36 protein-coding genes are annotated in these 18,277 nt (G+C 70.7%); 34 read left to right on the top strand and 2 right to left on the bottom strand.

Annotated features, from left to right (window positions below; genetic code table 11):
* The first annotated feature begins 122 nt into the window (after positions 1-122).
* The 30 genes from G7Z13_RS04980 (at position 123) to G7Z13_RS04835 (ending at position 15,616) form a co-directional block, all read left to right on the top strand.
* Positions 123-425, top strand: coding sequence for a helix-turn-helix domain-containing protein (locus G7Z13_RS04980; protein WP_165996415.1), 303 nt, complete (start codon positions 123-125; stop codon positions 423-425).
* An 85-nt stretch (positions 426-510) separates the two neighbouring features.
* Complete coding sequence (locus G7Z13_RS04975) at positions 511-786, top strand: hypothetical protein (protein ID WP_165996412.1); 276 nt, start codon at positions 511-513, stop codon at positions 784-786.
* On the top strand, positions 783-1,022 hold the full coding sequence (locus G7Z13_RS04970; protein ID WP_165996410.1) for a hypothetical protein: 240 nt from the start codon (positions 783-785) through the stop codon (positions 1,020-1,022). Before G7Z13_RS04975 ends, G7Z13_RS04970 begins: the two co-directional genes overlap by 4 nt.
* Entirely contained in the window at positions 1,019-1,726 is a 708-nt protein-coding gene (locus G7Z13_RS04965; RefSeq protein ID WP_165996408.1) for a hypothetical protein, read from the top strand. The genes G7Z13_RS04970 and G7Z13_RS04965 overlap by 4 nt, the downstream gene beginning before the upstream one ends.
* The gene (locus G7Z13_RS04960) at positions 1,723-2,244 is read left to right on the top strand and encodes a hypothetical protein (RefSeq protein ID WP_165996406.1); all 522 of its coding nucleotides are present in this window, start codon (positions 1,723-1,725) and stop codon (positions 2,242-2,244) included. Before G7Z13_RS04965 ends, G7Z13_RS04960 begins: the two co-directional genes overlap by 4 nt.
* Positions 2,241-2,420, top strand: coding sequence for a hypothetical protein (locus G7Z13_RS04955; RefSeq protein WP_165996405.1), 180 nt, complete (start codon positions 2,241-2,243; stop codon positions 2,418-2,420). Before G7Z13_RS04960 ends, G7Z13_RS04955 begins: the two co-directional genes overlap by 4 nt.
* A 107-nt stretch (positions 2,421-2,527) precedes the next feature.
* Positions 2,528-3,706: a hypothetical protein gene (locus G7Z13_RS04950; RefSeq protein ID WP_165996403.1), complete on the top strand. Its 1,179-nt coding sequence runs from the start codon at positions 2,528-2,530 to the stop codon at positions 3,704-3,706.
* Positions 3,707-3,830: 124 nt separating this feature from the next.
* Positions 3,831-4,784, top strand: coding sequence for a lambda-exonuclease family protein (locus G7Z13_RS04945; protein ID WP_165996401.1), 954 nt, complete (start codon positions 3,831-3,833; stop codon positions 4,782-4,784).
* Positions 4,781-5,566, top strand: a complete 786-nt coding sequence (locus tag G7Z13_RS04940) for a recombinase RecT (RefSeq protein WP_165996399.1) — start codon at positions 4,781-4,783, stop codon at positions 5,564-5,566. The genes G7Z13_RS04945 and G7Z13_RS04940 overlap by 4 nt, the downstream gene beginning before the upstream one ends.
* A 68-nt stretch (positions 5,567-5,634) precedes the next feature.
* Positions 5,635-6,033 carry an ASCH domain-containing protein gene (locus tag G7Z13_RS04935; RefSeq protein WP_165996397.1) on the top strand — a complete coding sequence of 133 codons (399 nt, stop codon included), beginning with the start codon at positions 5,635-5,637 and terminating at the stop codon, positions 6,031-6,033.
* Positions 6,030-6,398 (top strand): hypothetical protein, encoded by a 369-nt coding sequence (locus G7Z13_RS04930; protein WP_165996395.1) that lies wholly within the window; start codon positions 6,030-6,032, stop codon positions 6,396-6,398. Before G7Z13_RS04935 ends, G7Z13_RS04930 begins: the two co-directional genes overlap by 4 nt.
* The gene (locus G7Z13_RS04925) at positions 6,398-6,610 is read left to right on the top strand and encodes a hypothetical protein (RefSeq protein WP_165996393.1); all 213 of its coding nucleotides are present in this window, start codon (positions 6,398-6,400) and stop codon (positions 6,608-6,610) included. Before G7Z13_RS04930 ends, G7Z13_RS04925 begins: the two co-directional genes overlap by 1 nt.
* Positions 6,607-7,437 (top strand): hypothetical protein, encoded by an 831-nt coding sequence (locus tag G7Z13_RS04920; protein WP_165996391.1) that lies wholly within the window; start codon positions 6,607-6,609, stop codon positions 7,435-7,437. The genes G7Z13_RS04925 and G7Z13_RS04920 overlap by 4 nt, the downstream gene beginning before the upstream one ends.
* Complete coding sequence (locus G7Z13_RS04915; protein WP_206313003.1) at positions 7,434-7,676, top strand: WhiB family transcriptional regulator; 243 nt, start codon at positions 7,434-7,436, stop codon at positions 7,674-7,676. Before G7Z13_RS04920 ends, G7Z13_RS04915 begins: the two co-directional genes overlap by 4 nt.
* Entirely contained in the window at positions 7,673-8,251 is a 579-nt protein-coding gene (locus G7Z13_RS04910; RefSeq protein WP_165996389.1) for a DNA cytosine methyltransferase, read from the top strand. Before G7Z13_RS04915 ends, G7Z13_RS04910 begins: the two co-directional genes overlap by 4 nt.
* 54 nt (positions 8,252-8,305) lie before the next feature.
* Positions 8,306-9,406, top strand: coding sequence for a hypothetical protein (locus G7Z13_RS04905; protein ID WP_165996387.1), 1,101 nt, complete (start codon positions 8,306-8,308; stop codon positions 9,404-9,406).
* The gene (locus G7Z13_RS04900; protein WP_165996385.1) at positions 9,403-10,143 is read left to right on the top strand and encodes a hypothetical protein; all 741 of its coding nucleotides are present in this window, start codon (positions 9,403-9,405) and stop codon (positions 10,141-10,143) included. Before G7Z13_RS04905 ends, G7Z13_RS04900 begins: the two co-directional genes overlap by 4 nt.
* Positions 10,140-10,469 (top strand): hypothetical protein, encoded by a 330-nt coding sequence (locus G7Z13_RS04895; protein ID WP_165996383.1) that lies wholly within the window; start codon positions 10,140-10,142, stop codon positions 10,467-10,469. The genes G7Z13_RS04900 and G7Z13_RS04895 overlap by 4 nt, the downstream gene beginning before the upstream one ends.
* Positions 10,466-10,774, top strand: coding sequence for a hypothetical protein (locus G7Z13_RS04890; protein ID WP_165996381.1), 309 nt, complete (start codon positions 10,466-10,468; stop codon positions 10,772-10,774). Before G7Z13_RS04895 ends, G7Z13_RS04890 begins: the two co-directional genes overlap by 4 nt.
* Entirely contained in the window at positions 10,771-10,977 is a 207-nt protein-coding gene (locus G7Z13_RS04885; protein ID WP_165996379.1) for a hypothetical protein, read from the top strand. The genes G7Z13_RS04890 and G7Z13_RS04885 overlap by 4 nt, the downstream gene beginning before the upstream one ends.
* A gap of 43 nt (positions 10,978-11,020) precedes the next feature.
* Positions 11,021-11,449, top strand: coding sequence for a hypothetical protein (locus tag G7Z13_RS04880; RefSeq protein ID WP_165996377.1), 429 nt, complete (start codon positions 11,021-11,023; stop codon positions 11,447-11,449).
* On the top strand, positions 11,446-12,006 hold the full coding sequence (locus G7Z13_RS04875; protein WP_165996375.1) for an MT-A70 family methyltransferase: 561 nt from the start codon (positions 11,446-11,448) through the stop codon (positions 12,004-12,006). The genes G7Z13_RS04880 and G7Z13_RS04875 overlap by 4 nt, the downstream gene beginning before the upstream one ends.
* Positions 12,007-12,114: 108 nt before the next feature.
* On the top strand, positions 12,115-12,468 hold the full coding sequence (locus G7Z13_RS04870) for a hypothetical protein (protein WP_165996372.1): 354 nt from the start codon (positions 12,115-12,117) through the stop codon (positions 12,466-12,468).
* Positions 12,469-12,508: 40 nt separating this feature from the next.
* Positions 12,509-12,679, top strand: a complete 171-nt coding sequence (locus G7Z13_RS04865; protein ID WP_165996370.1) for a hypothetical protein — start codon at positions 12,509-12,511, stop codon at positions 12,677-12,679.
* Between the two features lie 298 nt (positions 12,680-12,977).
* The gene (locus G7Z13_RS04860; RefSeq protein ID WP_165996368.1) at positions 12,978-13,487 is read left to right on the top strand and encodes a hypothetical protein; all 510 of its coding nucleotides are present in this window, start codon (positions 12,978-12,980) and stop codon (positions 13,485-13,487) included.
* Positions 13,484-13,789 carry a hypothetical protein gene (locus G7Z13_RS04855; RefSeq protein ID WP_165996366.1) on the top strand — a complete coding sequence of 102 codons (306 nt, stop codon included), beginning with the start codon at positions 13,484-13,486 and terminating at the stop codon, positions 13,787-13,789. The genes G7Z13_RS04860 and G7Z13_RS04855 overlap by 4 nt, the downstream gene beginning before the upstream one ends.
* A 25-nt stretch (positions 13,790-13,814) precedes the next feature.
* Positions 13,815-14,267 (top strand): HNH endonuclease signature motif containing protein, encoded by a 453-nt coding sequence (locus G7Z13_RS04850; protein WP_165996364.1) that lies wholly within the window; start codon positions 13,815-13,817, stop codon positions 14,265-14,267.
* Positions 14,267-14,875 (top strand): hypothetical protein, encoded by a 609-nt coding sequence (locus tag G7Z13_RS04845; RefSeq protein WP_165996362.1) that lies wholly within the window; start codon positions 14,267-14,269, stop codon positions 14,873-14,875. The genes G7Z13_RS04850 and G7Z13_RS04845 overlap by 1 nt, the downstream gene beginning before the upstream one ends.
* Positions 14,876-14,975: 100 nt before the next feature.
* On the top strand, positions 14,976-15,260 hold the full coding sequence (locus tag G7Z13_RS04840) for a hypothetical protein (RefSeq protein ID WP_165996360.1): 285 nt from the start codon (positions 14,976-14,978) through the stop codon (positions 15,258-15,260).
* A gap of 161 nt (positions 15,261-15,421) precedes the next feature.
* Complete coding sequence (locus G7Z13_RS04835) at positions 15,422-15,616, top strand: hypothetical protein (protein ID WP_240926119.1); 195 nt, start codon at positions 15,422-15,424, stop codon at positions 15,614-15,616.
* Positions 15,617-15,669: 53 nt separating this feature from the next.
* Here the strand turns inward: G7Z13_RS04835 and G7Z13_RS04830 are convergent, their stop codons facing one another.
* Both G7Z13_RS04830 and G7Z13_RS04825 read right to left on the bottom strand, forming a co-directional pair.
* Entirely contained in the window at positions 15,670-15,954 is a 285-nt protein-coding gene (locus tag G7Z13_RS04830; protein ID WP_165996355.1) for a hypothetical protein, read from the bottom strand.
* A gap of 132 nt (positions 15,955-16,086) precedes the next feature.
* Positions 16,087-16,845 (bottom strand): GntR family transcriptional regulator, encoded by a 759-nt coding sequence (locus G7Z13_RS04825; protein WP_165996353.1) that lies wholly within the window; start codon positions 16,843-16,845, stop codon positions 16,087-16,089.
* Between the two features lie 255 nt (positions 16,846-17,100).
* Here G7Z13_RS04825 and G7Z13_RS04820 point away from each other — a divergent pair, with 255 nt between their 5' ends.
* From G7Z13_RS04820 to G7Z13_RS34040, 4 genes are read left to right on the top strand one after another with little or no spacing between them, the layout of a single operon-like run.
* Entirely contained in the window at positions 17,101-17,346 is a 246-nt protein-coding gene (locus tag G7Z13_RS04820) for a helix-turn-helix domain-containing protein (RefSeq protein ID WP_165996352.1), read from the top strand.
* Positions 17,343-17,825 (top strand): hypothetical protein, encoded by a 483-nt coding sequence (locus G7Z13_RS04815; protein ID WP_165996349.1) that lies wholly within the window; start codon positions 17,343-17,345, stop codon positions 17,823-17,825. The genes G7Z13_RS04820 and G7Z13_RS04815 overlap by 4 nt, the downstream gene beginning before the upstream one ends.
* Positions 17,822-18,079 (top strand): hypothetical protein, encoded by a 258-nt coding sequence (locus G7Z13_RS04810; RefSeq protein ID WP_165996347.1) that lies wholly within the window; start codon positions 17,822-17,824, stop codon positions 18,077-18,079. The genes G7Z13_RS04815 and G7Z13_RS04810 overlap by 4 nt, the downstream gene beginning before the upstream one ends.
* Positions 18,076-18,204 (top strand): hypothetical protein, encoded by a 129-nt coding sequence (locus tag G7Z13_RS34040; protein WP_277347389.1) that lies wholly within the window; start codon positions 18,076-18,078, stop codon positions 18,202-18,204. The genes G7Z13_RS04810 and G7Z13_RS34040 overlap by 4 nt, the downstream gene beginning before the upstream one ends.
* Positions 18,205-18,277 lie beyond the last annotated feature (73 nt).

The raw sequence follows: 18,277 nt of genomic DNA, 5'->3' as shown, positions 1-18,277 counted from the left end.
GACGCCCACTCCCTCGCGGAGGCCCTCGGCGTGGCCTTGCTGGTGCTTTTCGCGCCCAGCGCGTCTCCAGAACTGAACGATACGTCTCCGTAAGAACCTGTCATCGAGAAGGAGTAACCCCCGTGCACAACAGGAAGGGCCCTCGCCCGAGCCCCCCGAAGGGCTCCCTGTGGATCGAGGACGCCGCCGCCTACCTCGGCCTGGAGCTCACCACGCTCCGCAAGTGGCGCCTCCTCGGCAAGGACGTCTCCGCCGGCCTCCCCGGCTTCAAGGTCGGCCGCTTCGTCGCCTACAGGATCGCCGACCTGGACGCCTACCTCGAAGGCCAGTACCAGGCCGCTATCACGTCCGACCCGGCCCGCGCCCACGAGTCCCGCCCGCCGGAGCCGCGAGTCTCCCGCCGTCCGGCCCGCGCCGCTGCCTGAGCGGCATGAATGAGGCCGCCCCGTTGGCCCGGGACGACCTCGCGATCCACCCCCACCAGAACACACGAAACGAAAGGGGCTTCACGTGCCTCAATCATCTCAGACCACCGTCTTCGTCGTCATGAACGGCGACATCCCCCGATCGGTCGCCGCGGATCTCGCCACGGCTCAGGCCTCCGCGCTGGCCCGCCAGACGGCGTGGAGCGGGACGGACAAGTGGGACTACCGCTGGGACGAGTACCTGCCCGGTGAGGTGTGGCGCCTCATGCAGCGCCGCAAGGGACCGGAGGGCAAGGGCCGCCGCTACTCGTGGTCGATGTACGCCGTGCACGCCGTCGAGTTCCTGGGCGGTGCCCGATGACCCGCCGCATCGACGCCCTCGACGTCCGGCTGCCCGTGGTGGAGGCCGAGGCCTGCTTCCTGGCCGCCGCCGCCCGCGCGACCGACCCGAAGGACCAGCTGGTCTACCGGCTCGACGCGAAGCTCCTGCACCCCACGGCCCCGCTGTCGAAAGACGACGACTATCCGGGGTTCGCGGAGTGGGTCGCTGCCCGCGAAGCCGACAACCGCCGCGCCCGCAAGGAGACGAACCGATGACCGACTACCCGGAGATCGCGGCCCGGTTCGCCCGGGACACCGCCGGCCACCGCCTGATCGTCCTGCACGAGGACGGCCTGTACCGGCACCTGCGGTTCGCCAGCCGCCCGTCCGGATACAGCCAGTACTGGTTCGATCTGATCACGACGCCCGGCCAGCTCGTCTTCTCCGGCGACGGCGAAAGCTACGTCTTCCGCCGCACCACGGACATGTTCGAGTTCTTCCGGTCCGGCATCTGGCGCGACGGGTCGACCCACATCAACCCCGGCTACTGGTCGGAGAAGTTGGCCAGTGACCGCGAGAGCGTCAAGGACTTCCAGGAAGACCTCTTCGTCAAGCTCATCTGGGAGCAGGCCAACCACCTGATCGAGCAGGAGTACGTGAAGCCGGACCAGGCCGACCGGTTCCGGCAGGCGATCAAGGACGACATCGTCGAGGGCGGCCTGTACGCGACCGCCGACGAGGCCTACCGCACCGTCGAGGAGTTCGAGTTCTACAACGACCCCTCGAAGGAGTTCGACTACCGGCACACGGCCGACGTCCGCTTCGAGGACGCCTGGGAGTGGTTCTCCGCGACCAAGGACTTCGACTGGTGGTTCCTGTGGGCCTGCCACGCGATCGTGTGGGGCATCGCCCGCTACGACCGGGTCCGCAAGTACGGCCTGCAGGCGCTGGCCACCCCGGCCGAGGCGGTGGCGGCATGACCGACTCGATCACCTCGGTTCCGGAGGCTGTGGCCGCGCTGGGTGCGCTGCCGGTGCCGGCCGGCGACCAGCCCCAGCCGCTCGACGACCGAGGACAGCCCCGCACCATGCTCGATCGTGCCCGCGCCGCTCTCAACGCCCGCATGACGAAGGACGACCTGCGCCTCGTCCTGGAAAACGTCATCAGCTACGCGGCCGACCTGGAGGCCGAGCGGGAGAAGTTGGTCCGTTGGCACCGCGAGGACGGCGAGGCGATGGCCAAGCAACGGGCCCACATCGCCGAGCTGCAGGAGAACCTGCGGGCAGTCAACGCCGGGTGGAGCGTCGCCCGTGCCCGCGTCGCCGAGCTGGAGCGCCCGGCCATCAAGGCGAGGCGCAACGAGATCCGCAGCAGCTACGCCGAGACGATCACCATGGCCCGCGAGGACCGCGACTTCGAAGGCGCCTTCAACCTCGAATGCCAGCTCCGCGACCGTGAGGAGCAGTGGAAGCGCGAGGACGAGGCGGCCACCTCATGATCCTCGACCTGCCGTCGACGCCGACCACCGCCGACCCGGTGATCGTGCCCGGCCTGCTGTCCGGCCTCGGCATCACCCCGCGCCGCGTCCCCGCCTGGATCACCGACCCCGACCTCATCGCGTCCATCCAGGCCGGCCTCGTCGAGATCGACGACGAGTTTTACGGCACCACCTGACCCGCCGGCCGGGCGGTGACCTGACCTGCCCGGCCGGCGCCCAACGCACGAACCCCGCCGGGATCCAGCCGACGGGGGTCCCCACCAGCATCCCACAGGAGATGACCTTGTCCGTCACCATCAACGCCCACCAGCTCAAGCTGCTACTCGACCAGACAGCCGACCACATGGGGCACGAAGACGTCGAACCGCTGCACGGCATCCGGCTCGACGTCGACAGCCAGTACCTGTACGCCGTCGCCTCCGACCGGTACACCCTGGCGGCCGCCCGCTACCGCCTCGCCGACGGCGACCAGAACCAGGAACCGTGGGCCCGCACCATCCCCGGCGACTTCGTACCCTCCCTGCGCCAGTGGGTCGACTCGCTGAAGGGCTCCGCCTACATCACCATCAGCGCCGCCAAGGACCGGCTCGTCTTCGACGGACCCCTCGCCGACCTCACCGTGGCCACCAACACCGCGCTGGAGTTCCCGGACTGGCGGGGCCTCCTGCGAGGCATCGCCGCACAGAGCGTCGAAGGCGAGCCGTTCCCGGCCCTGAACGCAGGCCTCCTGCCGCGGTGGGCCGCCATCCAGCAGAGCCTCCGCGTCCGCGTCACCGCCGACCGCAAGGCCGTCCTGCTCCTCGGTGAGAACTTCATCGGCGCCCAGATGCCCACCCACGGGGGAGGCATCGGTCCGGCCAAGGCGGAAACGTTCGAGGACGCGCACAACCTGTGGCTCTGGACCCTCGCCGCCGGGGCCACGAACGTCGACATGGCCAGCCTGCCGCAGCCGGAACCGTCCCGCTTCGAAGCTACCCGAGACATCCGCGAGACCGCCGCCACCCTGCTCCGCGGCGTCCTCAACTCCACGTCGAACGCCTACCAGTGCGACTTCGACGGGGACCCCGACGCCTGGCTCGCGCACATCCGCTCCGGCGTCTCGGACTGGATGGCCTACCGGTTCCTCGACGCCCTGCACCAGGTCGACCCGAGGGCCGCCCAGCAGGTCGTCAACGACACCGCCGAACAGCTCGACTCCGGCGAGCTCGGCGAATGGGCGTGGGGCATGGCCGAAGAGGCCGGCTTCAACCCGAAGCAGTGGGACGAGGAACACGAGGCGCGCGTCGCGAAGCAGATGGCGGAGGAGCCCCGCAAGTGGGCGGTCCGCCTGGCCCGCAGCCTGAACGACGCGAAGAACGCCGGGATCGGCTTCCGCGTCGACGACAACCCGTTCGTCTCCTTCGACGCCGAGGCCGGCGAGTGGAAGGCCGTCAAGCCGCAATCCGTCGAAGCCACCGCCTGATCCACAACCCCATATCGGCCGCGTCGAGCGACACCCCCAGCGCTCCGCGGCACCCAGGCCGCCGCCCCGCGGCCCCCCGTCCCGGGGCGGCGGCCCTCACCTCGCACACCCGAAAGCAGGTCCGATGAGCCTCACAGACACCACCGACCACCCCTACCCCGTGCCCGAAGGGGTGCTGATCGGGCACCTCACCCCGGGCACCGCGGCCTGGGAAGAGGCCCGCGCCGGCCTCACCATCACCGCCACCGAGATCGCCGCCGTCATCGGCCTCTCCCCGTGGATGTCGAAGTTCACGCTGTGGCACAAGAAGGCCGGCCTGCCCACCCCGCCGTTCGACATGACCCCGGCCGTCGAGTGGGGCAACCGCCTGGAGGACGCCGTCGCCCAGAAGTGGGAGGACGAGCACCCCGGCCTCCTCGCCGCACCCGCGGGAACCTGGCGCCACCGCGACCGAAAGTGGCAGCGCGCCACCCCCGACCGGCTCATCTACCCGCAGCCGGCCAACGAGTTCGAGATCCCCGAGCAGGCGGTCGGCCTGCTGGAGGTGAAGACGTCCCCAACCGGCGACGACTGGGGCCCGTCCGACGCCGAAGACGGGGTGCCGCTCTGGTACCGCTGCCAGATCCAGTGGCAGCTCGACACCCTCGGCCTGGACGTCTGCCATGTCGCGGTGCTGATCTCCGGCCACGACTACCGCGAATACACCGTCGCTTACGACGAGACAGACGCGACCATCCTGCGCGACGCCGCCGAACGTTTCCTCGACGACGTCCGCCGCGGGAACCGGCCGCCGATCGACGGGGCGACCGACACCTACCAGACGATCCGCGCCCAGGCCGACGGGCTGGAGGACCGCGAGGTAGAGATCCCCGCCGAGCTCGTCGCCCGCTGGGACGCCGCCTACCGCGCGGTCGCCGCGAGCGCCGCCGACCTCACCCAGGTCCGCGGCGAAGTCCTCGACCTCATCGGCAACGCCAAGCGCGCCGTCTGCGAAGGCCGCCGCATCGCCTACCGCACCGTCCGCGACGGCCACACCCACTCCCTCCACCCCTACACCAGCAGCAAGGACGCAGCATGAGCCAGATCGGCAACGCCATCGAAAAGCGCGACGACGGCCCCGGCGGACTCGTCCAGCAGTACCGCCAGGACTTCGCCCAGGTACTCCCCTCCCACGTCAAGCCCGACCAGTGGGTGCGCGTCGCCACCGGCCTCCTCCGCCGCAACCCGGACCTCGCCAAGGCCGCACAGCGGAACCCCGGCTCCTTCCTCGCCGCCATGCTCGAATGCGCCCGCCTCGGCCTGGAACCCGGCGACACCTACCACCTCGTCCCCATGGGCAACGAGATCACCGGCATCACCGACTACACCGGCCTCGTCGAGCTGATGTACCGCAGCGGCGCCATCTCCACCGTCATCGCCCAGGTCGTGTACGCCAGCGACGACTTCGTCTGGGAGCCCGGTATCACCGAGCGCCCGCAGCACAAGGCGAACTGGTTCGGCGACCGCGGCGAGATGGTCGGCGCCTACGCCTACGCCGTGTTCAAGGACGGCGCCACCTCCGACGTCATCGTCCGCAGCCGCGCCGAGATCGAGAAGGTCCGGGCCGTCTCCAAGACCGCCCGCTCCGGGGCTTCGCCGTGGAACCAGTGGCCGGACCGCATGTGGAAGAAGACGGTACTGCGCGAGCTGGCGAAGACCGTGCCCACCTCGGCCGAGTTCCGCACGCTCCAGGCCGCCGCCGAAGCCGCCGGCGCCCAGCCGGACGCCAGCAAGGCCGCCCTGCCGCCGCTCCCGGCCCCGCAGCAGTACGACCCCGCCACCGACGACGAGGGCCCCATCGAGGGCGAACTCGTCGACTAGCCCGCACACGCCAGAGCCGCCCCGCGGGCTATGCGGGGCGGCCCATCACCCGACAAGGAAACCACGCCATGAAGGCACTCACCGTCCGCCAGCCCTGGGCCGGCGCCATCGCCCACCAGACCAAGCGCGTAGAGAACCGGTCGTGGAAGCTCCCCGCCAAGCACGAGGGCGCTCGAATCCTCATCCACGCCGGAGCCCAGCCCGACCGCAATGCCCAGGTGTACGGCGACCACCTCGACGTGTACTCCGCGATCGTCGCCGTCGCCACGATCACCGGCTGCCACTTCGACAACGACAACCAGGTCTGCTGCAGCTACTGGGCCCAGCCCAACCTCTACCACTGGGAGCTCGCCGACGTCGTCCCCCTGCAGGAGCCCGTGCCCGCCAAGGGCGCGCTCGGTTTCTGGACGCCGACCGGAGACGTGCTGGCTGCCGTCGAGCAGCAGCTGCTGGCGGTGGCGTCATGACGCAGCAGCTCCAGTTCCCGATCGCCGCCGAGGGCACCGTGTCCCCGGCCGCCGGCGAGGCCGCCAAGCAGGACGGCATAGCCCGCGCCATGGCGAACACCCCGCCCGACTGGGCCACCGCCTGCCGGGCCGCGATAGAGCTCATGGCCCGCCGAGGCATCCCGTTCCAGGCCGCCGACCTCATCGCCGAAGGCCTCGTCGACGAACCCGACCACCCCGCCCGCTGGGGAGCCGCCTTCAACGGGGCCGCCCGCGCCGGGGTCATCGAGGAGGCCGGGTTCGTCAGGTCGAAGCGGGCCACCGTCCACGGCTCGATCTGCAAGCAGTGGACCGGCACCGCCAGCTTCCGGAGGCAGGCGGCCTGATGACGATCAACCTCGGCTACGTCTACCCGCTGGCCGTCGCCGCCGGGGCGCTCGCGGTCGGCGTGTGGGCCGTCTGGCACGCCGTCACCGGCCGCCCCCACATCCCCGCCGCACCCGACAACCAGCCCGGCACCAGCGTCGACGACCTCATCACCTGCCGCCGCATCAACGCCCTGCCCACCAGCCGCCGGAAGGAGAACCCGCAGCCGTGACCACCCCCAAGCCCCTGCCGCCGCACGGGACCACAGCGCGCGCCTACGGCAGCCCCGGCCGCCGGGCCCGATGCCACTGCCAGCCGTGCCGCACCGCCCGTAACCGCCACCAGAAGCAGCTGCGCGTCAACCGCGAACTCGGCCGCAGCCCCTTCACCAGCCCCGCCGCCGCCCAAGCCCACCTCATCGAACTCCACCGCACCATGAGCTGGGACACCCTCACCGAAGCGACTGGTGTGCACTTCAGCAACCTCGTCGCGATCTACCACGGGGCACGCAAGAAGATCCGCCACGAGACCGAGGCGAAGATCCTCTCCGTGAAGGCCCCCACCAAGGGCGCCGGCGGACAGTACATCGACGTCACCGGCAGCATGCGGCGCCTCCAAGCCCTCAGTTGGCTCGGCCACTCCTACGCCACGCTCGCGTCCGCCGCCGGCACGGAACCCAACCGGATCATGTCCATCGCCAACGGTCGACAGCCCACCATCCGCCGCGCCCTCGCCGACCGTATCGCCGCCATCTACCCGCAGCTCGTCACCAGCCCGCCGCCCTCCAACAAGTTCACCACCCGCACCCGCAACGTCGCCCGCGCCAAGGGCTGGCACGGCCCCCTCGCTTGGGACGCGATCGACGACCCGAACTGCGAACCGGAGACGGAAGGCTGCATCGACTACCAGCGCCGCCACAAGGCCGCCATCGACCTGGAGCTGGTCGTCCGCCGCACCTCCCAAGGCGCCACGGCTGAGGAGATCGCCCGAGAGATCGGCTGCCACAAGCGCAGTGTTGTCCGCGCGCGCCGCCGGGCCGAACTGGAGGTCGCCGCGTGAGCGCCGCCGACTACGCCTGGATGGCGTCCGCCCTGTGCGCCCAGGCCGACCCCGACCTGTGGACCGAGCCCGGCCCCGGCACCACCCCCAAGCAGATCTGCCGCCGCTGCCCCGTCCGCACCCAGTGCCAGGCGCACGCCGCGGCCCTCGAGGACGCCGTCGGCGCCGTGGCCGGGATCTGGGGTGGGGCCAGCCGCAAACAGCGCAAGACCGCTCGGCAGATGGGGGAGGCAGCGTGATCGTCGAACTGTTCGCGGGCCCCGGAGGCCTGACCAAAGGCGCCGAGGACGAGGGCCTGCGCGGGGTCGGTATCGAGTGGGACGCCAACGCCGTCGCCACCCGCCGCGCCGCCGGCCTCGCCACCATCCACGCCAACGTTCGCAAGCACGGGCCGCGGGACCTTCCGGACGGCACGATCCTCGCGGCCGGGCCGCCCTGCCAGACCTTCACCATCGCCGGTAGCGGAAGCGGCCGAGCCGAACTCGACCGGCTCGTCACCGCGGTCAAGCGGATGGGCGCCGGGGAAACCGTCGACCCGCGCGAGTTCGCCGACGAACGCACCGCGCTCGTCCTCGAACCGCTCCGCTGGGCGATCAGCGACTTCGAGTGCAGCTACAACGCAATCGTCCTCGAACAGGTCCCGCAGGCCCTGCCCGTCTGGGAGGCCTACGCCGAAGTCCTCCGAGACGAGGGCTACTCGGTGGCCACCGGCGTCCTGCGCACCGAGCAGTACGGGGTGCCGCAGACCCGCCGCCGGGCCGTCCTCGTCGCCCGCCTCGTGACCGCGGGCCGCCGGCCGCGCGACCGGCCCTGACCAGCAACACCCCAACCACCCCATCCGACCCACGGCACCCGAAAGAAGACCCCAATGGCACGTGGCCACGGCCGGATCCTCACCAGCATCTGGGAGGACTCCGACTTCCTGACGCTCGACGAAAGGGAACAGCGCCTCTACCTGTTCCTGATCTCGCAGCCCAACCTGAACCACGCCGGGCTGCTGCCGCTCACCCTCCGCCGCTGGTCCCGCAAGGCCCGCGAACTCACCCACATCGAGCTGGAGAAGAGGCTCCAGGCCCTCGAGGACACCCGGTTCATCGTCATGGACGAGGACACCGAAGAGCTCCTCATCCGCTCCTTCGTCCGCAACGACGGCGTCTGGAAGCAGCCCAAAGTGATGGGCGCCATGGTGTCCGGCGCGATGGAGATCTCCTCGCGCCGGCTCCGGAGGGCCCTCCTCGCCGAAGTCGACCGCATCCCGCTCGACGAACTCAGCAACGAGCCGGGGGCGCGCGGGGTGTCGATCCGGCAGCAGGTATCGGAGCACATCGAAACCCTGCGCAAAGCCTTCCACGACCCCAGCCCGACCCCCTCCGGAGGGGGATCAGGAACCCCCTCCGGAACCCCTTCGGTAACCCCCTCCGATACCCCTGCCAAGGGGGATCGGAAAGCCTCTACGCGCGCGCATGCGCCCGCGTCACGCGCGCATTCCCCTGCCCCTGCCCCTACCCCTGTCCCCAGCCACAGTCCCAAGGGGGTGGCTGAGGAAGACGGTCCAGCCGAGCTCGTCGTCGTCACCGATGCCGACTTCGTCGGAGCGGCAGCAGCCGCACCCGAGTCCGAACCCGAGACGGTCAGCACCCAGACGATCGTCGGCGAGTGGCTGAGCCGCGTGAACAAGCGCCCGCCGCAGAACGTGATTGGCCAGACCTCGAAGCAGATCAAGAAGCTCCTCGACGAAGGCATCGACCCCGACGACGTCCGCGCGGGCCTCGCCCGCTGGATGCGCAAGGGCTCCGCCCCGTCGTCGATCCCCAGCTTCGTCAACGAAGCCATGAACGCCGTCCCCCAGCAGCTCGGCGGCAACGTCGTCCACCTGCCCTCCGGCCAGCCCCTCGTCGGCACCGACGCCAAGGTCGCCGGCTGGGCCGCCCTCGCCGCCCAACTCCGCCAGGAAGGAGACCCCGCGTGAACGCCAGCGAAGCCGCCAAACTCCTCGCCCACTGCTCCGGGTTCGACAACCGGCAGCCCTCCCTCGCCGCTGCCCAGGCCTGGGCCGCCGCCCTCCACGACGTCCCGCTCGACAACGACGCCAAGGCCGCCGTCGCCGCCTACTACTCGACACCGCCGCAGAACCCCAGCGAGCGGCTGTGGATCCTCCCGCACCACGTCCGCACCCTCCGCACGAAGATCCGCAACGCCCGGCTGGAGAACTTTCAGTACGAGCCCGTCCCCGACGAGACCACCGCCGAGTACCTTGCCCGCCTCCGCGGCCAGGTCGCCGCGATCGCCTCCGGCCGCGTCGCCGCCCCGTCCGGGCGGCCGATGCTCGAAGGCGGCCCGACCCGTGAGTTCATGGCCGAGCTGGAAGCCCGCGGCTGGCAGGGCAACCGCACCGTCGACGACGAGCCCGAAGCCGAGCTGATCGACACCGTCCGCCGGGCCGGCCCGCTCGGCGTCGAATGCCCCACCTGCCAGGCCGCCATAGGCAAGCCGTGCAAGACCCCAGGCGGCACCAGCAAGCAGCCGCTGGGGAAACCCCGCACCAAACCGCACAGCGCCCGCCAGAGGGCCGCACAGGGCCGCGGAGAGCTCACCCCCGAACAGCGGGCCGCCGAGGAACAGCGCGTCCGCGAAGCCTCCGCCCGCTTCCTCGCCGAACACGGCGACGACATCCCCGACGCCGAGATCGTCGAGGAGGCGTCATGACCGCCGACTGGGAGCCCGAGGTCGAGGACATCAAGGCCATGCGCGCCGAAGGCGGAGGCGCAGACCTGCGTGCCTTCATGCGGCAGCAGATCGCAACCGGCAAAGCCCGCCGCACCACGCCCCCCAAGCCCGCCGCGCCCAAGCCGCCCGGACACCGGCCCGGCGCCTGGCCCGCCGGAACCCACCCGCCCGGCCCGCCACCCGACTGGCGAATCCCCGCCCACCTGTGGCGGGCCGCCGCCCGCCACCTCAGCAACGAGATCAACCGCCCCGACCAGCCCTGCGACTGCGGCAACTGCCCGCCCGACACCGAGGAGACCCGATGACCAGCCGACGCCCCGCCGCCCCCATGCCCGACACGATCCGCCACATTCTCCGCGCCAAGCAGGACCCCGCCCGCGCCGTCGCCTGCCCCCACTGCGGAGCCGCCCCGCACCGGCCCTGCCGCCTGCGCACCAACGGCCGCGTCCTCGCCGAACCCCACCCGCAGCGCCGCTCCAACTGGGCCCAGACCACCGCCTGCTGCCCCACCTGCCAGGTCACCCCCGCCGTGCCCTGCCACGACAACGGCCGCGCCCTGCCCACCGTCCACGCCCGCCGCTACCAGGAAGCCGAGGCCACCGCCGCATGACGCCATACGAGCGCCTGATGGCCGAAGCCGTGCCGACCGGCACCTTCGGCCGCGCCCGCCCCACCCGCCAGCAGCAGACCGAGCCCGCGCCCGCGTGGACGCCCGAACAGCAGGCCGCCCACCGCGCCGAACTCGAAGCCGCCCTCAGCCCCAAGTGGTCCCGCCGCCCGCAGCTCCGCCTCGTCGACGCCCCCGCCGCCTGACCTGCCGCACACACCACGGCACCCACCACCACGAGAGGACACCATGACCCAGCAGACACCCGCCGACGAACTCCGCGAGGCCGCCGAGAAACTGCGCAGCCTGATCACCTTCCTCGGTGACAACCGTGGCCCCTGGGAGGTCGACACCCCGCCGAGCGGTTACCCACAGTCGATCAACAACGTGGGCGTTCCGTACCTCGTGGCGAACACCTACGAGGGTCCCGGGATCCCGGCCTTCACGATCGCCCCGTACATCGCCACCATGCACCCCGGCGTCGGCGCCGCCTTGGCCAAGCTTCTGCGCGATACCCACGCCTTCCACGAGCACGACGACCGTCCCGACCACGGCGGCTGCGATTGGTGCGGAGACGAGGACTGGCCGTGCTCCGACGTCCGGAACGCCCTCGCTGTGGCGCGCGCGGTCCTTGGCCGCCCCGCCGTCCCGGCCGCCAGCGAGGAGACCGGACGATGAGCGACCACCCGCTGCCCAGCGGCCCGTTCACCACGATCGTTGCGGACCCGCCTTGGGCGAGCATGCACCAGCGCAGCACCTACCACCGAGGCAAGCCCGAGCGGCACTACCCGACCATGCCCACGGACGACATCTGCGCCATGCCGGTGAGCGAGATCGCCGCCGAGGACGCGCACCTGTGGGTGTGGGGCGTCAACCGGCTCATGGAAGACGCCTACCGCGTCGTCCGCGCCTGGGGGTTCACCCCGATGTCGTTGCTGACGTGGTGCAAGCCAGGCCCTGGGATGGGCTACTACCTGCGCAACAACACCGAGCACTGCATCTTCGCGACGCGCGGGAAGCCAATGGTGCCGGATGTGAAGCTGTTGTCGTCCTGGTTCGAGTGGCCGCGGCTCCGTCACTCCGAGAAGCCGCCCCAGTTCTTCCAAGCGGTCGAGACGGTCAGCCCCGGCCCGTACCTGGAGCTTTTCGCCCGCCGGATTCGGCCCGGCTGGACGGTGTGGGACAACGACGTGCAAGAGGCACCGCCGTCGCTGTTCGACGACGTGCCCGCCTAACCCGCCCGCCGTCCCCTCCGCGTCCTGACCGGCATCCACCCGGCGAGTACGGCCGGCCCTGGGGTTAGCAGGGCCGGCCGCCCACCGATCGTCCCACGAGGAGCACCAATGACCGACCAGCCGACCCTCACGCCTGACCCCGACCGGAACGGCATCGTCCTGCACCTACCGGAGATCACTTACCTGGACACGCAGGTGTGGGCCGTTGACGTCGGCCTCACGAGGGAAGGGCTGGCGGCGCTCCGCGCCCTGCTCACCGCGCCCGCCGACCGGGCCGCCGTCCTCCGCGACGCCGCCGACGATCTCGCCACCGCGTTCGGCGACCCGATGGTCAAGCACATCGGCGCCCTCGGCGCCAGCCACCTGCGCCGCCGAGCCCGGGAGATCGACGCCCGGCAGGGGGGGCGAGGAACAGCCCGAGACGCCGCTGGAGAAGCGGCTCCGGTACAGCGAGCGCCGTAACGACGAACTCCGGGCCGAGTGCAAGCGGCGCGGCAAGACCGTGCTGGAGCAGAGCGAGAAGATCCGAGCGCTGGAACGAGAGATGGACGGCGTGCACCGCCAGTTGGGCGCGGAGATCCTGCGCGCCGACACGGCAGAGGCCGAGCTGCGCCGCATGGCCGACGAGGCGCAGCCCGCCGGACCGGCCACGGACGACGAGGCCCAGCCGTGAGCGGCCCGTCGAGCAACCCGGGCGGCGAGCGCGCCGGCACCCCCGGCACTCGCTGGGAGACCCGCCTCATCTCGAGCGGCGAGCAGATCGTCGACGACGACACCGAACCGCCCCGCCCCAACCGGGCCACACGGCGCGCAGCCAAACGGCAGCGGCCCGTTGAGACGCAGCAGGCCCGAGAAGGGGGCTGTACGCCTCTCTGGCGGCCGAACTCCCCGTCGCGCACCCGTTCCCGCTCCGAGCCGCAGACGGGCGCTCAGAGCCTCGACCCTGCCGACCCCACCCACCGGAGCCTCCAATGACCCGCCGACCCGGCATCAACGAGATCACCAGCGACCAACTCGACGCGCTGTACGACCAGCTCGACCGCCTCCAGCAGGACATCGCCCGTCAGGCCCAGGAGATGGCCACCTGGCGCGGCACCGTGAACGCCCTGGACGCTGGCGCTCCCGGCACCCCGCGCGCCCGCGCCGAGCGAGCCGAGGCCGCCATCGAGCGGGTGAGGGCCCTCGCAGCCCGCCTCGAAGAGTTCGCCGAGAACGCCCTGAAGGCCGATGACCGGAGCCTCTACAGAGCCATCGCCAGCAACATCCGCACGCAGCTCGACGGCGCTGCGCCCTCCCCGGCAGCGACCGAAGCGACCGGGCCCCGGGAGCACTGCGGCAACCTCGCACCGGCCTGGACTGCCGGCCCCCGCAACGAATGCGTCCTCCGCCCCGGCCACTTCGGCAGCCACGCCGACGGTCACGGCGCCCGCTGGTGGTACGACCCGCACACCGCTGGCCCCAGCGTCCGGGAGACGCCGTGACCGACCGCCACCACCTCGACCTGTGCCCCGACTGCGGCGGCCTCCGCGTCATCGAACTCACCAGCATCGGCACCGTCGACATCACCCTCGACGGCCACACCGCGCCCGTCGAACTGTGGATCGGGCCAGCGGCCGGACCGTGCCACGTCAAGGCCACCGCCCTGCCCGTCACGCTCGCCCGCGAGATCGCCCGGGAATGGTGGCTCATCACGCCGCCCGAGCAGCCAGAGAAGACCCCCACCCAGCGCGCCATCGACATCCTCGGACCCCACCTCGCCTGGGACCACCGCTACCGCCCCTGAACCGCCCGCACCAAGGAGCACCGCCATGAACGATGGTCGCCCCAGAAGGGGACGTCGCCCGAAAACGCCTACTGAGAAGTTGATCGGCAAGTATCGAGTCGACTCGGACACCGGCTGTTGGCTGTGGACTGCCTCGTTCAACAGCACAGGCTACGGGCGCCTCCGGGAGCACCCCACCAACAGGACGTTGCTCGCCCATCGTGTCTCCTATGAGGCCTCTGTCGGGCCGATACCTCAGGGGCTCGTCCTCGATCACCTCTGCCGGAACCGGGCTTGCATCAATCCCGAGCACCTCGAACCGGTGACGTTCGCGGAGAACGTGCGCCGCGGCGAGGCGGTCAAAACGCACTGCCCTCAGGGCCACGCATACGACGAGGGCAACACCGGCAAGGGGAATCGGGGCTCCAAGCGCTGCCTGACCTGCCACCGAGAGCGGCAGCTTGCGTACTACCACCGCACCAAGAACGGAGCAGCCTGATGTTCGACGACGCGCCCGAGACCCAGCCCTGCGCCGTCTGCGACCGACCCGCCCGCGAGCGCGTCCACCGCGGCTGCCGCGAACGCATCGACGCCAACCTGCGCGAACTCCCGAAGCTCTACCGGCAGCTCGGCCCCGCCCTCGTCCCCGGCCGACGCGGCGGCGACGGACGCTCCGCCACCCGCACCGCCCCACTGCCGTGCAACGAAACCGCGCTCGACCTCCTCGGCCGCGGCGGCATCGAAGGCGTCGTCGGCGGCTGGGCCCGCGACCTGTGCGAGCGAGAGGAATGGGACGTCCCCCAGTTCGGCACCATCGTCGCCACCGTCGACTGGGCCTGCGGCATCCTCGGGCTTAACCTCGCCATGATCTGCGACGAACACCCGGCCATACGGGAAATGGCCGACGAACTCCGGCAGACCGTCGGCCAGGCCCGCCGCATCATCACCGGGGAGAAGCCGCCCCGCCGCGTCGGCGTCTCCTGCGGCTGCGGGCACACTCTCCGCGTCACCCTCGACACCGCCGGCGTCCGCTGCCCCGCCTGCAGCGCCCAGTACGGGCACAGCGAAGCACTCCGGCTGCCGCTCGCTGAACGACGAGCGGCGTGATCGACCGGCCTCCGGCACCTACGAGAGTTACGTGTCTTACGTAGGTGCCGGAGGATCGCGCTAGCCTGAACTTAAGCGGGCTAAAGTTTTGGAGGCCGGGATGAGCGAGCAGCCGTGGACCATCGAACGGATCCGTGACGCCCTCGGCAACCCCGCCCTCGCCCAGCGCTTCCTCGGCGAGATCAACCGCGCGCCAGCCCACGAACTGCTGTCCGTGTTCGCCAAATGGGAGCGCATCGCCAAAAACACTGTCGTCGCTGTCGAGCGTGGTCGCGCTATGGCTGCGGCCGAAGCGCGTGGCGAGGAGCCGTCTGGCGAGTGGATCGACGCGACTGATCGAGTCACGGCTGAAGCAGACCGCATCCGATCGCGCGGTGCCGCCTAAGCCGATCCGCAGACACGCAGCGTCACTCGTTCGCTACACTCTGACCCGCTGCTTGGGGGCGTGCAGACCAGGGGACACCCATATCCGCACCCAGGCAGAAAGGGCCGCCAAGGATGTACCGGCTGAAGTACGACCCTGCCGCAGAGGCCGTACACGAAGCAATGCCCGCGCCCGCGAGCGAAGCCCTCACCCTGGCCCTGGCCGCCGCCTGCCAAGATCCGATCGCCGCCACCGAGCCCTACGGCGAAGACGACGGCGTCGTCCGCATGCTGATCACCGAACACGCCTTCGCCGTCCTGCTCATCGGGGAGACGCTGAAGACGGTCACCGTGCTGCAGATCAACTACCTCGGCTGAACGACGAAGGGCCCCGACCGCAACCCGCGGTCGGGGCCCTTCTGCCGTGTCCGCTACTCGGCGTCCTCCTCGGCTGCAGCCTCCCGCGCCGCAGCGTCGACGCCCACCCGCGCGACCTTCCTCCCGTCCCTGATCTTCGCCTTCACGTGCGCCTCCGACAGCCCCAGCCGGTCCGCGATCTCCTTCGGTCGCCGGCCACGCGCCTCCGCCTGGCACAACGCCAGATTCCTGCGGGCCTGCCACCGATGCCACTGCTCCTGCTTCGCGACCGTTCTGTGCAGCAGCGTCGCCCACCACAACAGCGCCCAGCCGACCACCCGATCCAGCCTCTCCTGCACGCAGCCCCCTGTCCGTGCACCAACAAGCCGACCCCACAACGGTCAACGGCGCACAACACCGCCACAAGGGCGCGAACCCGGCGCACAGCAACGCCCCCGACCACGGCGGTCGGGGGCGCGTCGCTCTCGACCTTAGGCGGCGGGCGGGATGGGGATGGTGTAGCTCAGCGTGTACCGGTCCGCAGCCACGACGATGTCGCAAGTTTCCACCGGCCGGTCGTCCACGTAGTAAGTGCGGGTGATCGTCATGACCGGTACGCCCGGCGCGATGTCCAGCTGCTCGCTCTCGTAAGGGCGAGGAGCGCGGGCGTTGACGTCTTCGGTGACGTGGGTGATGTGCTGCCCGATCAAGTCCATGCGAGGAACAACGCCTGTTACGGGGCTCGCTTCGGGGTGCTCGATCGCTGTTCCGGCGATCAGCTCGTAAGGCTCGTAGGACGTCGACAGCATGATGGGCTCGTTGTCCGCGAGGAAGCGATACGCAGTCCGCACTACTTCGTCGCCGGGCTGGATTGCCAGCCGCTCGGCGATCGCGCGCGTGGCGCTTGTTCGCCGGGTCGTGTGCTCCCACTCGGATCTGCGCCCCTGGCTCTCCGTTTCGCGCTTCATTGGAGAGCCGGTCGGGCGCTTGCCGTAGAGATCTACGGAGAGGCGCTTGCGGAGGGGGCGTTGCTCGCGGACGAAGGTGCCCGAGCCCTGTTGCTTGGTGACCAGGCCTTCGTTCTTCAGTACATCGGTGGCGTTGCGGATGACGATGCGGGAGACGCCGTACTCGGCCATGAGGTCCGACTCAGTCGGCAGCTTGTCCCCGGCCTGCAAGTCGCCATCGAGGATGCGCTGGCGGATGTCGTCGGCGATCTGGAGATACGCCGGCTTCGACTGAGCGGCCACAGGTTCCCTTCCTTGTCTATTGGTCACAACAAGTGAACCATGCCCCTGACCTGCCCTTCTAGAAGTAGTTGCGTGACGGGCCGCTCACGCTGTTGTGGCATAGGGCTGGTTGTTATACCGTTTCCTCTGTCGGCAGGTTCTGCGGAAGCCGCAGGTTCTGCCGTGTCCTTCAAAGACGAAGGCCCTAACGGGGTGATCTCGGTGCTACCAACACCGAGCCCGCCAGGGCCGCGCATCAGAGATTGGGTCTCAGAGATGCACGAGAAGTTTACCGTGCCTGCGGCGAAGCAGGCACCCGATAGCCCGCCCCTGCGGGTAAAGGTCGTCGCCGACGCCCTCCGCGTCGACAAGGCGACCGTGTATCGCGAGGTCGCCGCTGGCCGGCTCACCTCCTACCGTGTCGGCTCGGGCCGCGGCACCATCCGCATCCCCCGCGCCGCCTTTGAGCAGTACCTCTCCGAGCGCGGCATCCCGGCGAGCGAGCTGGCGGTGGCGCTGTGACCACCACCGTCGTTCCCTTCTCTGCGCTGAAGCCGGGCCACCACCACGCCCCCGCGGCGATCGGCCGACCGGGCACGGCCGCGCAAATCGTGCTCGTGCAGTGCCCCGACTTCTGCATCGAAGATCACCTCGCGGCCCGGCAGGTCGCAGTCGAGGACATCGTCCACAGCTCGGACACCGCCCACCTGGGTGTCAAGTCGTTCCTGAGCGACCGGCTGGCACTGGAGCTGTACGCGACGATCAGGCAGGACCCGTCGTCCCCCGACCCGCGGCTGCGGCAGGCGCACATCGTCCTCGACGACGGTAGTGACGACGCCCACCTGACCGTGGACGAAGCCGAGGAGGCCGTTCAGAAGCTGCTCGACCTGGTCGGCGACATGCAGCGGCTGATCAGCACGGCTCGCCTGCACAACGCGGCCGGCGACTCCGAGCCGGACATGGACGAGGCGCTGCGCCGGGTCCGCGGAGGTGCCGCGTGAGCGCCCAGACCCCCGCCCCCGTCGAGATCACCCACCTGGCCGCCTTGGCTGCCGCGATGGAGTCGGCGTCCGACCGTGAGTCTCGTGGCCGTCTGTTCGCCGTGCTGGCGGAGGAGGCGCTGGAGTTGTCCCGCTGTGTGCCGGCCGGGTGGCTGTCGGACTTCTGGGGCGATCTGCACGAGACGTTCCACTACGAGGCCCAGGTCCGGCTGAACCCGCCGGCGCCGAAGCAGAAGCGGCGGTGGTTCCGGTGACCGCCGAGACCGAGCCCCGGCCGCAGCCGGCGGACGTGCGGAAGCCGGAGCCGACGCCGGATCTGCCGCCGCTGCCGCAGGAGCCGAAGGCCCGCCGCCGCGCCCTCGCCGTGCGGGGGTGGTGACGGTGGCTACCTCCGCGGAGTACCAGCGTCGTTGGCAGCGGGCCGCGCATCAGGCCTTGGGTGAGTTCCTGAA

The sequence above is a fragment of the Streptomyces sp. JB150 genome (assembly GCF_011193355.1).
GTDB lineage: Bacteria > Actinomycetota > Actinomycetes > Streptomycetales > Streptomycetaceae > Streptomyces.
The sequence above is the reverse complement of the archived record's forward strand: the minus strand, read 5'-3'. Positions and strand labels throughout refer to the sequence as shown.

What these genes read in the sequence shown, in the direction of transcription:
- G7Z13_RS04970 (WP_165996410.1), top strand. Translation starts at nt 783, where the DNA reads ATGACCCGCCGCATCGACGCCCTCGACGTCCGGCTGCCCGTGGTGGAG.
- G7Z13_RS04965 (WP_165996408.1), top strand. Translation starts at nt 1,019, where the DNA reads ATGACCGACTACCCGGAGATCGCGGCCCGGTTCGCCCGGGACACCGCC.
- G7Z13_RS04960 (WP_165996406.1), top strand. Translation starts at nt 1,723, where the DNA reads ATGACCGACTCGATCACCTCGGTTCCGGAGGCTGTGGCCGCGCTGGGT.
- G7Z13_RS04955 (WP_165996405.1), top strand. Translation starts at nt 2,241, where the DNA reads ATGATCCTCGACCTGCCGTCGACGCCGACCACCGCCGACCCGGTGATC.
- G7Z13_RS04945 (WP_165996401.1), top strand. Translation starts at nt 3,831, where the DNA reads ATGAGCCTCACAGACACCACCGACCACCCCTACCCCGTGCCCGAAGGG.
- G7Z13_RS04940 (WP_165996399.1), top strand. Translation starts at nt 4,781, where the DNA reads ATGAGCCAGATCGGCAACGCCATCGAAAAGCGCGACGACGGCCCCGGC.
- G7Z13_RS04935 (WP_165996397.1), top strand. Translation starts at nt 5,635, where the DNA reads ATGAAGGCACTCACCGTCCGCCAGCCCTGGGCCGGCGCCATCGCCCAC.
- G7Z13_RS04930 (WP_165996395.1), top strand. Translation starts at nt 6,030, where the DNA reads ATGACGCAGCAGCTCCAGTTCCCGATCGCCGCCGAGGGCACCGTGTCC.
- G7Z13_RS04925 (WP_165996393.1), top strand. Translation starts at nt 6,398, where the DNA reads ATGACGATCAACCTCGGCTACGTCTACCCGCTGGCCGTCGCCGCCGGG.
- G7Z13_RS04905 (WP_165996387.1), top strand. Translation starts at nt 8,306, where the DNA reads ATGGCACGTGGCCACGGCCGGATCCTCACCAGCATCTGGGAGGACTCC.
- G7Z13_RS04895 (WP_165996383.1), top strand. Translation starts at nt 10,140, where the DNA reads ATGACCGCCGACTGGGAGCCCGAGGTCGAGGACATCAAGGCCATGCGC.
- G7Z13_RS04890 (WP_165996381.1), top strand. Translation starts at nt 10,466, where the DNA reads ATGACCAGCCGACGCCCCGCCGCCCCCATGCCCGACACGATCCGCCAC.
- G7Z13_RS04885 (WP_165996379.1), top strand. Translation starts at nt 10,771, where the DNA reads ATGACGCCATACGAGCGCCTGATGGCCGAAGCCGTGCCGACCGGCACC.
- G7Z13_RS04880 (WP_165996377.1), top strand. Translation starts at nt 11,021, where the DNA reads ATGACCCAGCAGACACCCGCCGACGAACTCCGCGAGGCCGCCGAGAAA.
- G7Z13_RS04875 (WP_165996375.1), top strand. Translation starts at nt 11,446, where the DNA reads ATGAGCGACCACCCGCTGCCCAGCGGCCCGTTCACCACGATCGTTGCG.
- G7Z13_RS04870 (WP_165996372.1), top strand. Translation starts at nt 12,115, where the DNA reads ATGACCGACCAGCCGACCCTCACGCCTGACCCCGACCGGAACGGCATC.
- G7Z13_RS04860 (WP_165996368.1), top strand. Translation starts at nt 12,978, where the DNA reads ATGACCCGCCGACCCGGCATCAACGAGATCACCAGCGACCAACTCGAC.
- G7Z13_RS04850 (WP_165996364.1), top strand. Translation starts at nt 13,815, where the DNA reads ATGAACGATGGTCGCCCCAGAAGGGGACGTCGCCCGAAAACGCCTACT.
- G7Z13_RS04845 (WP_165996362.1), top strand. Translation starts at nt 14,267, where the DNA reads ATGTTCGACGACGCGCCCGAGACCCAGCCCTGCGCCGTCTGCGACCGA.
- G7Z13_RS04840 (WP_165996360.1), top strand. Translation starts at nt 14,976, where the DNA reads ATGAGCGAGCAGCCGTGGACCATCGAACGGATCCGTGACGCCCTCGGC.
- G7Z13_RS04835 (WP_240926119.1), top strand. Translation starts at nt 15,422, where the DNA reads ATGCCCGCGCCCGCGAGCGAAGCCCTCACCCTGGCCCTGGCCGCCGCC.
- G7Z13_RS04820 (WP_165996352.1), top strand. Translation starts at nt 17,101, where the DNA reads ATGCACGAGAAGTTTACCGTGCCTGCGGCGAAGCAGGCACCCGATAGC.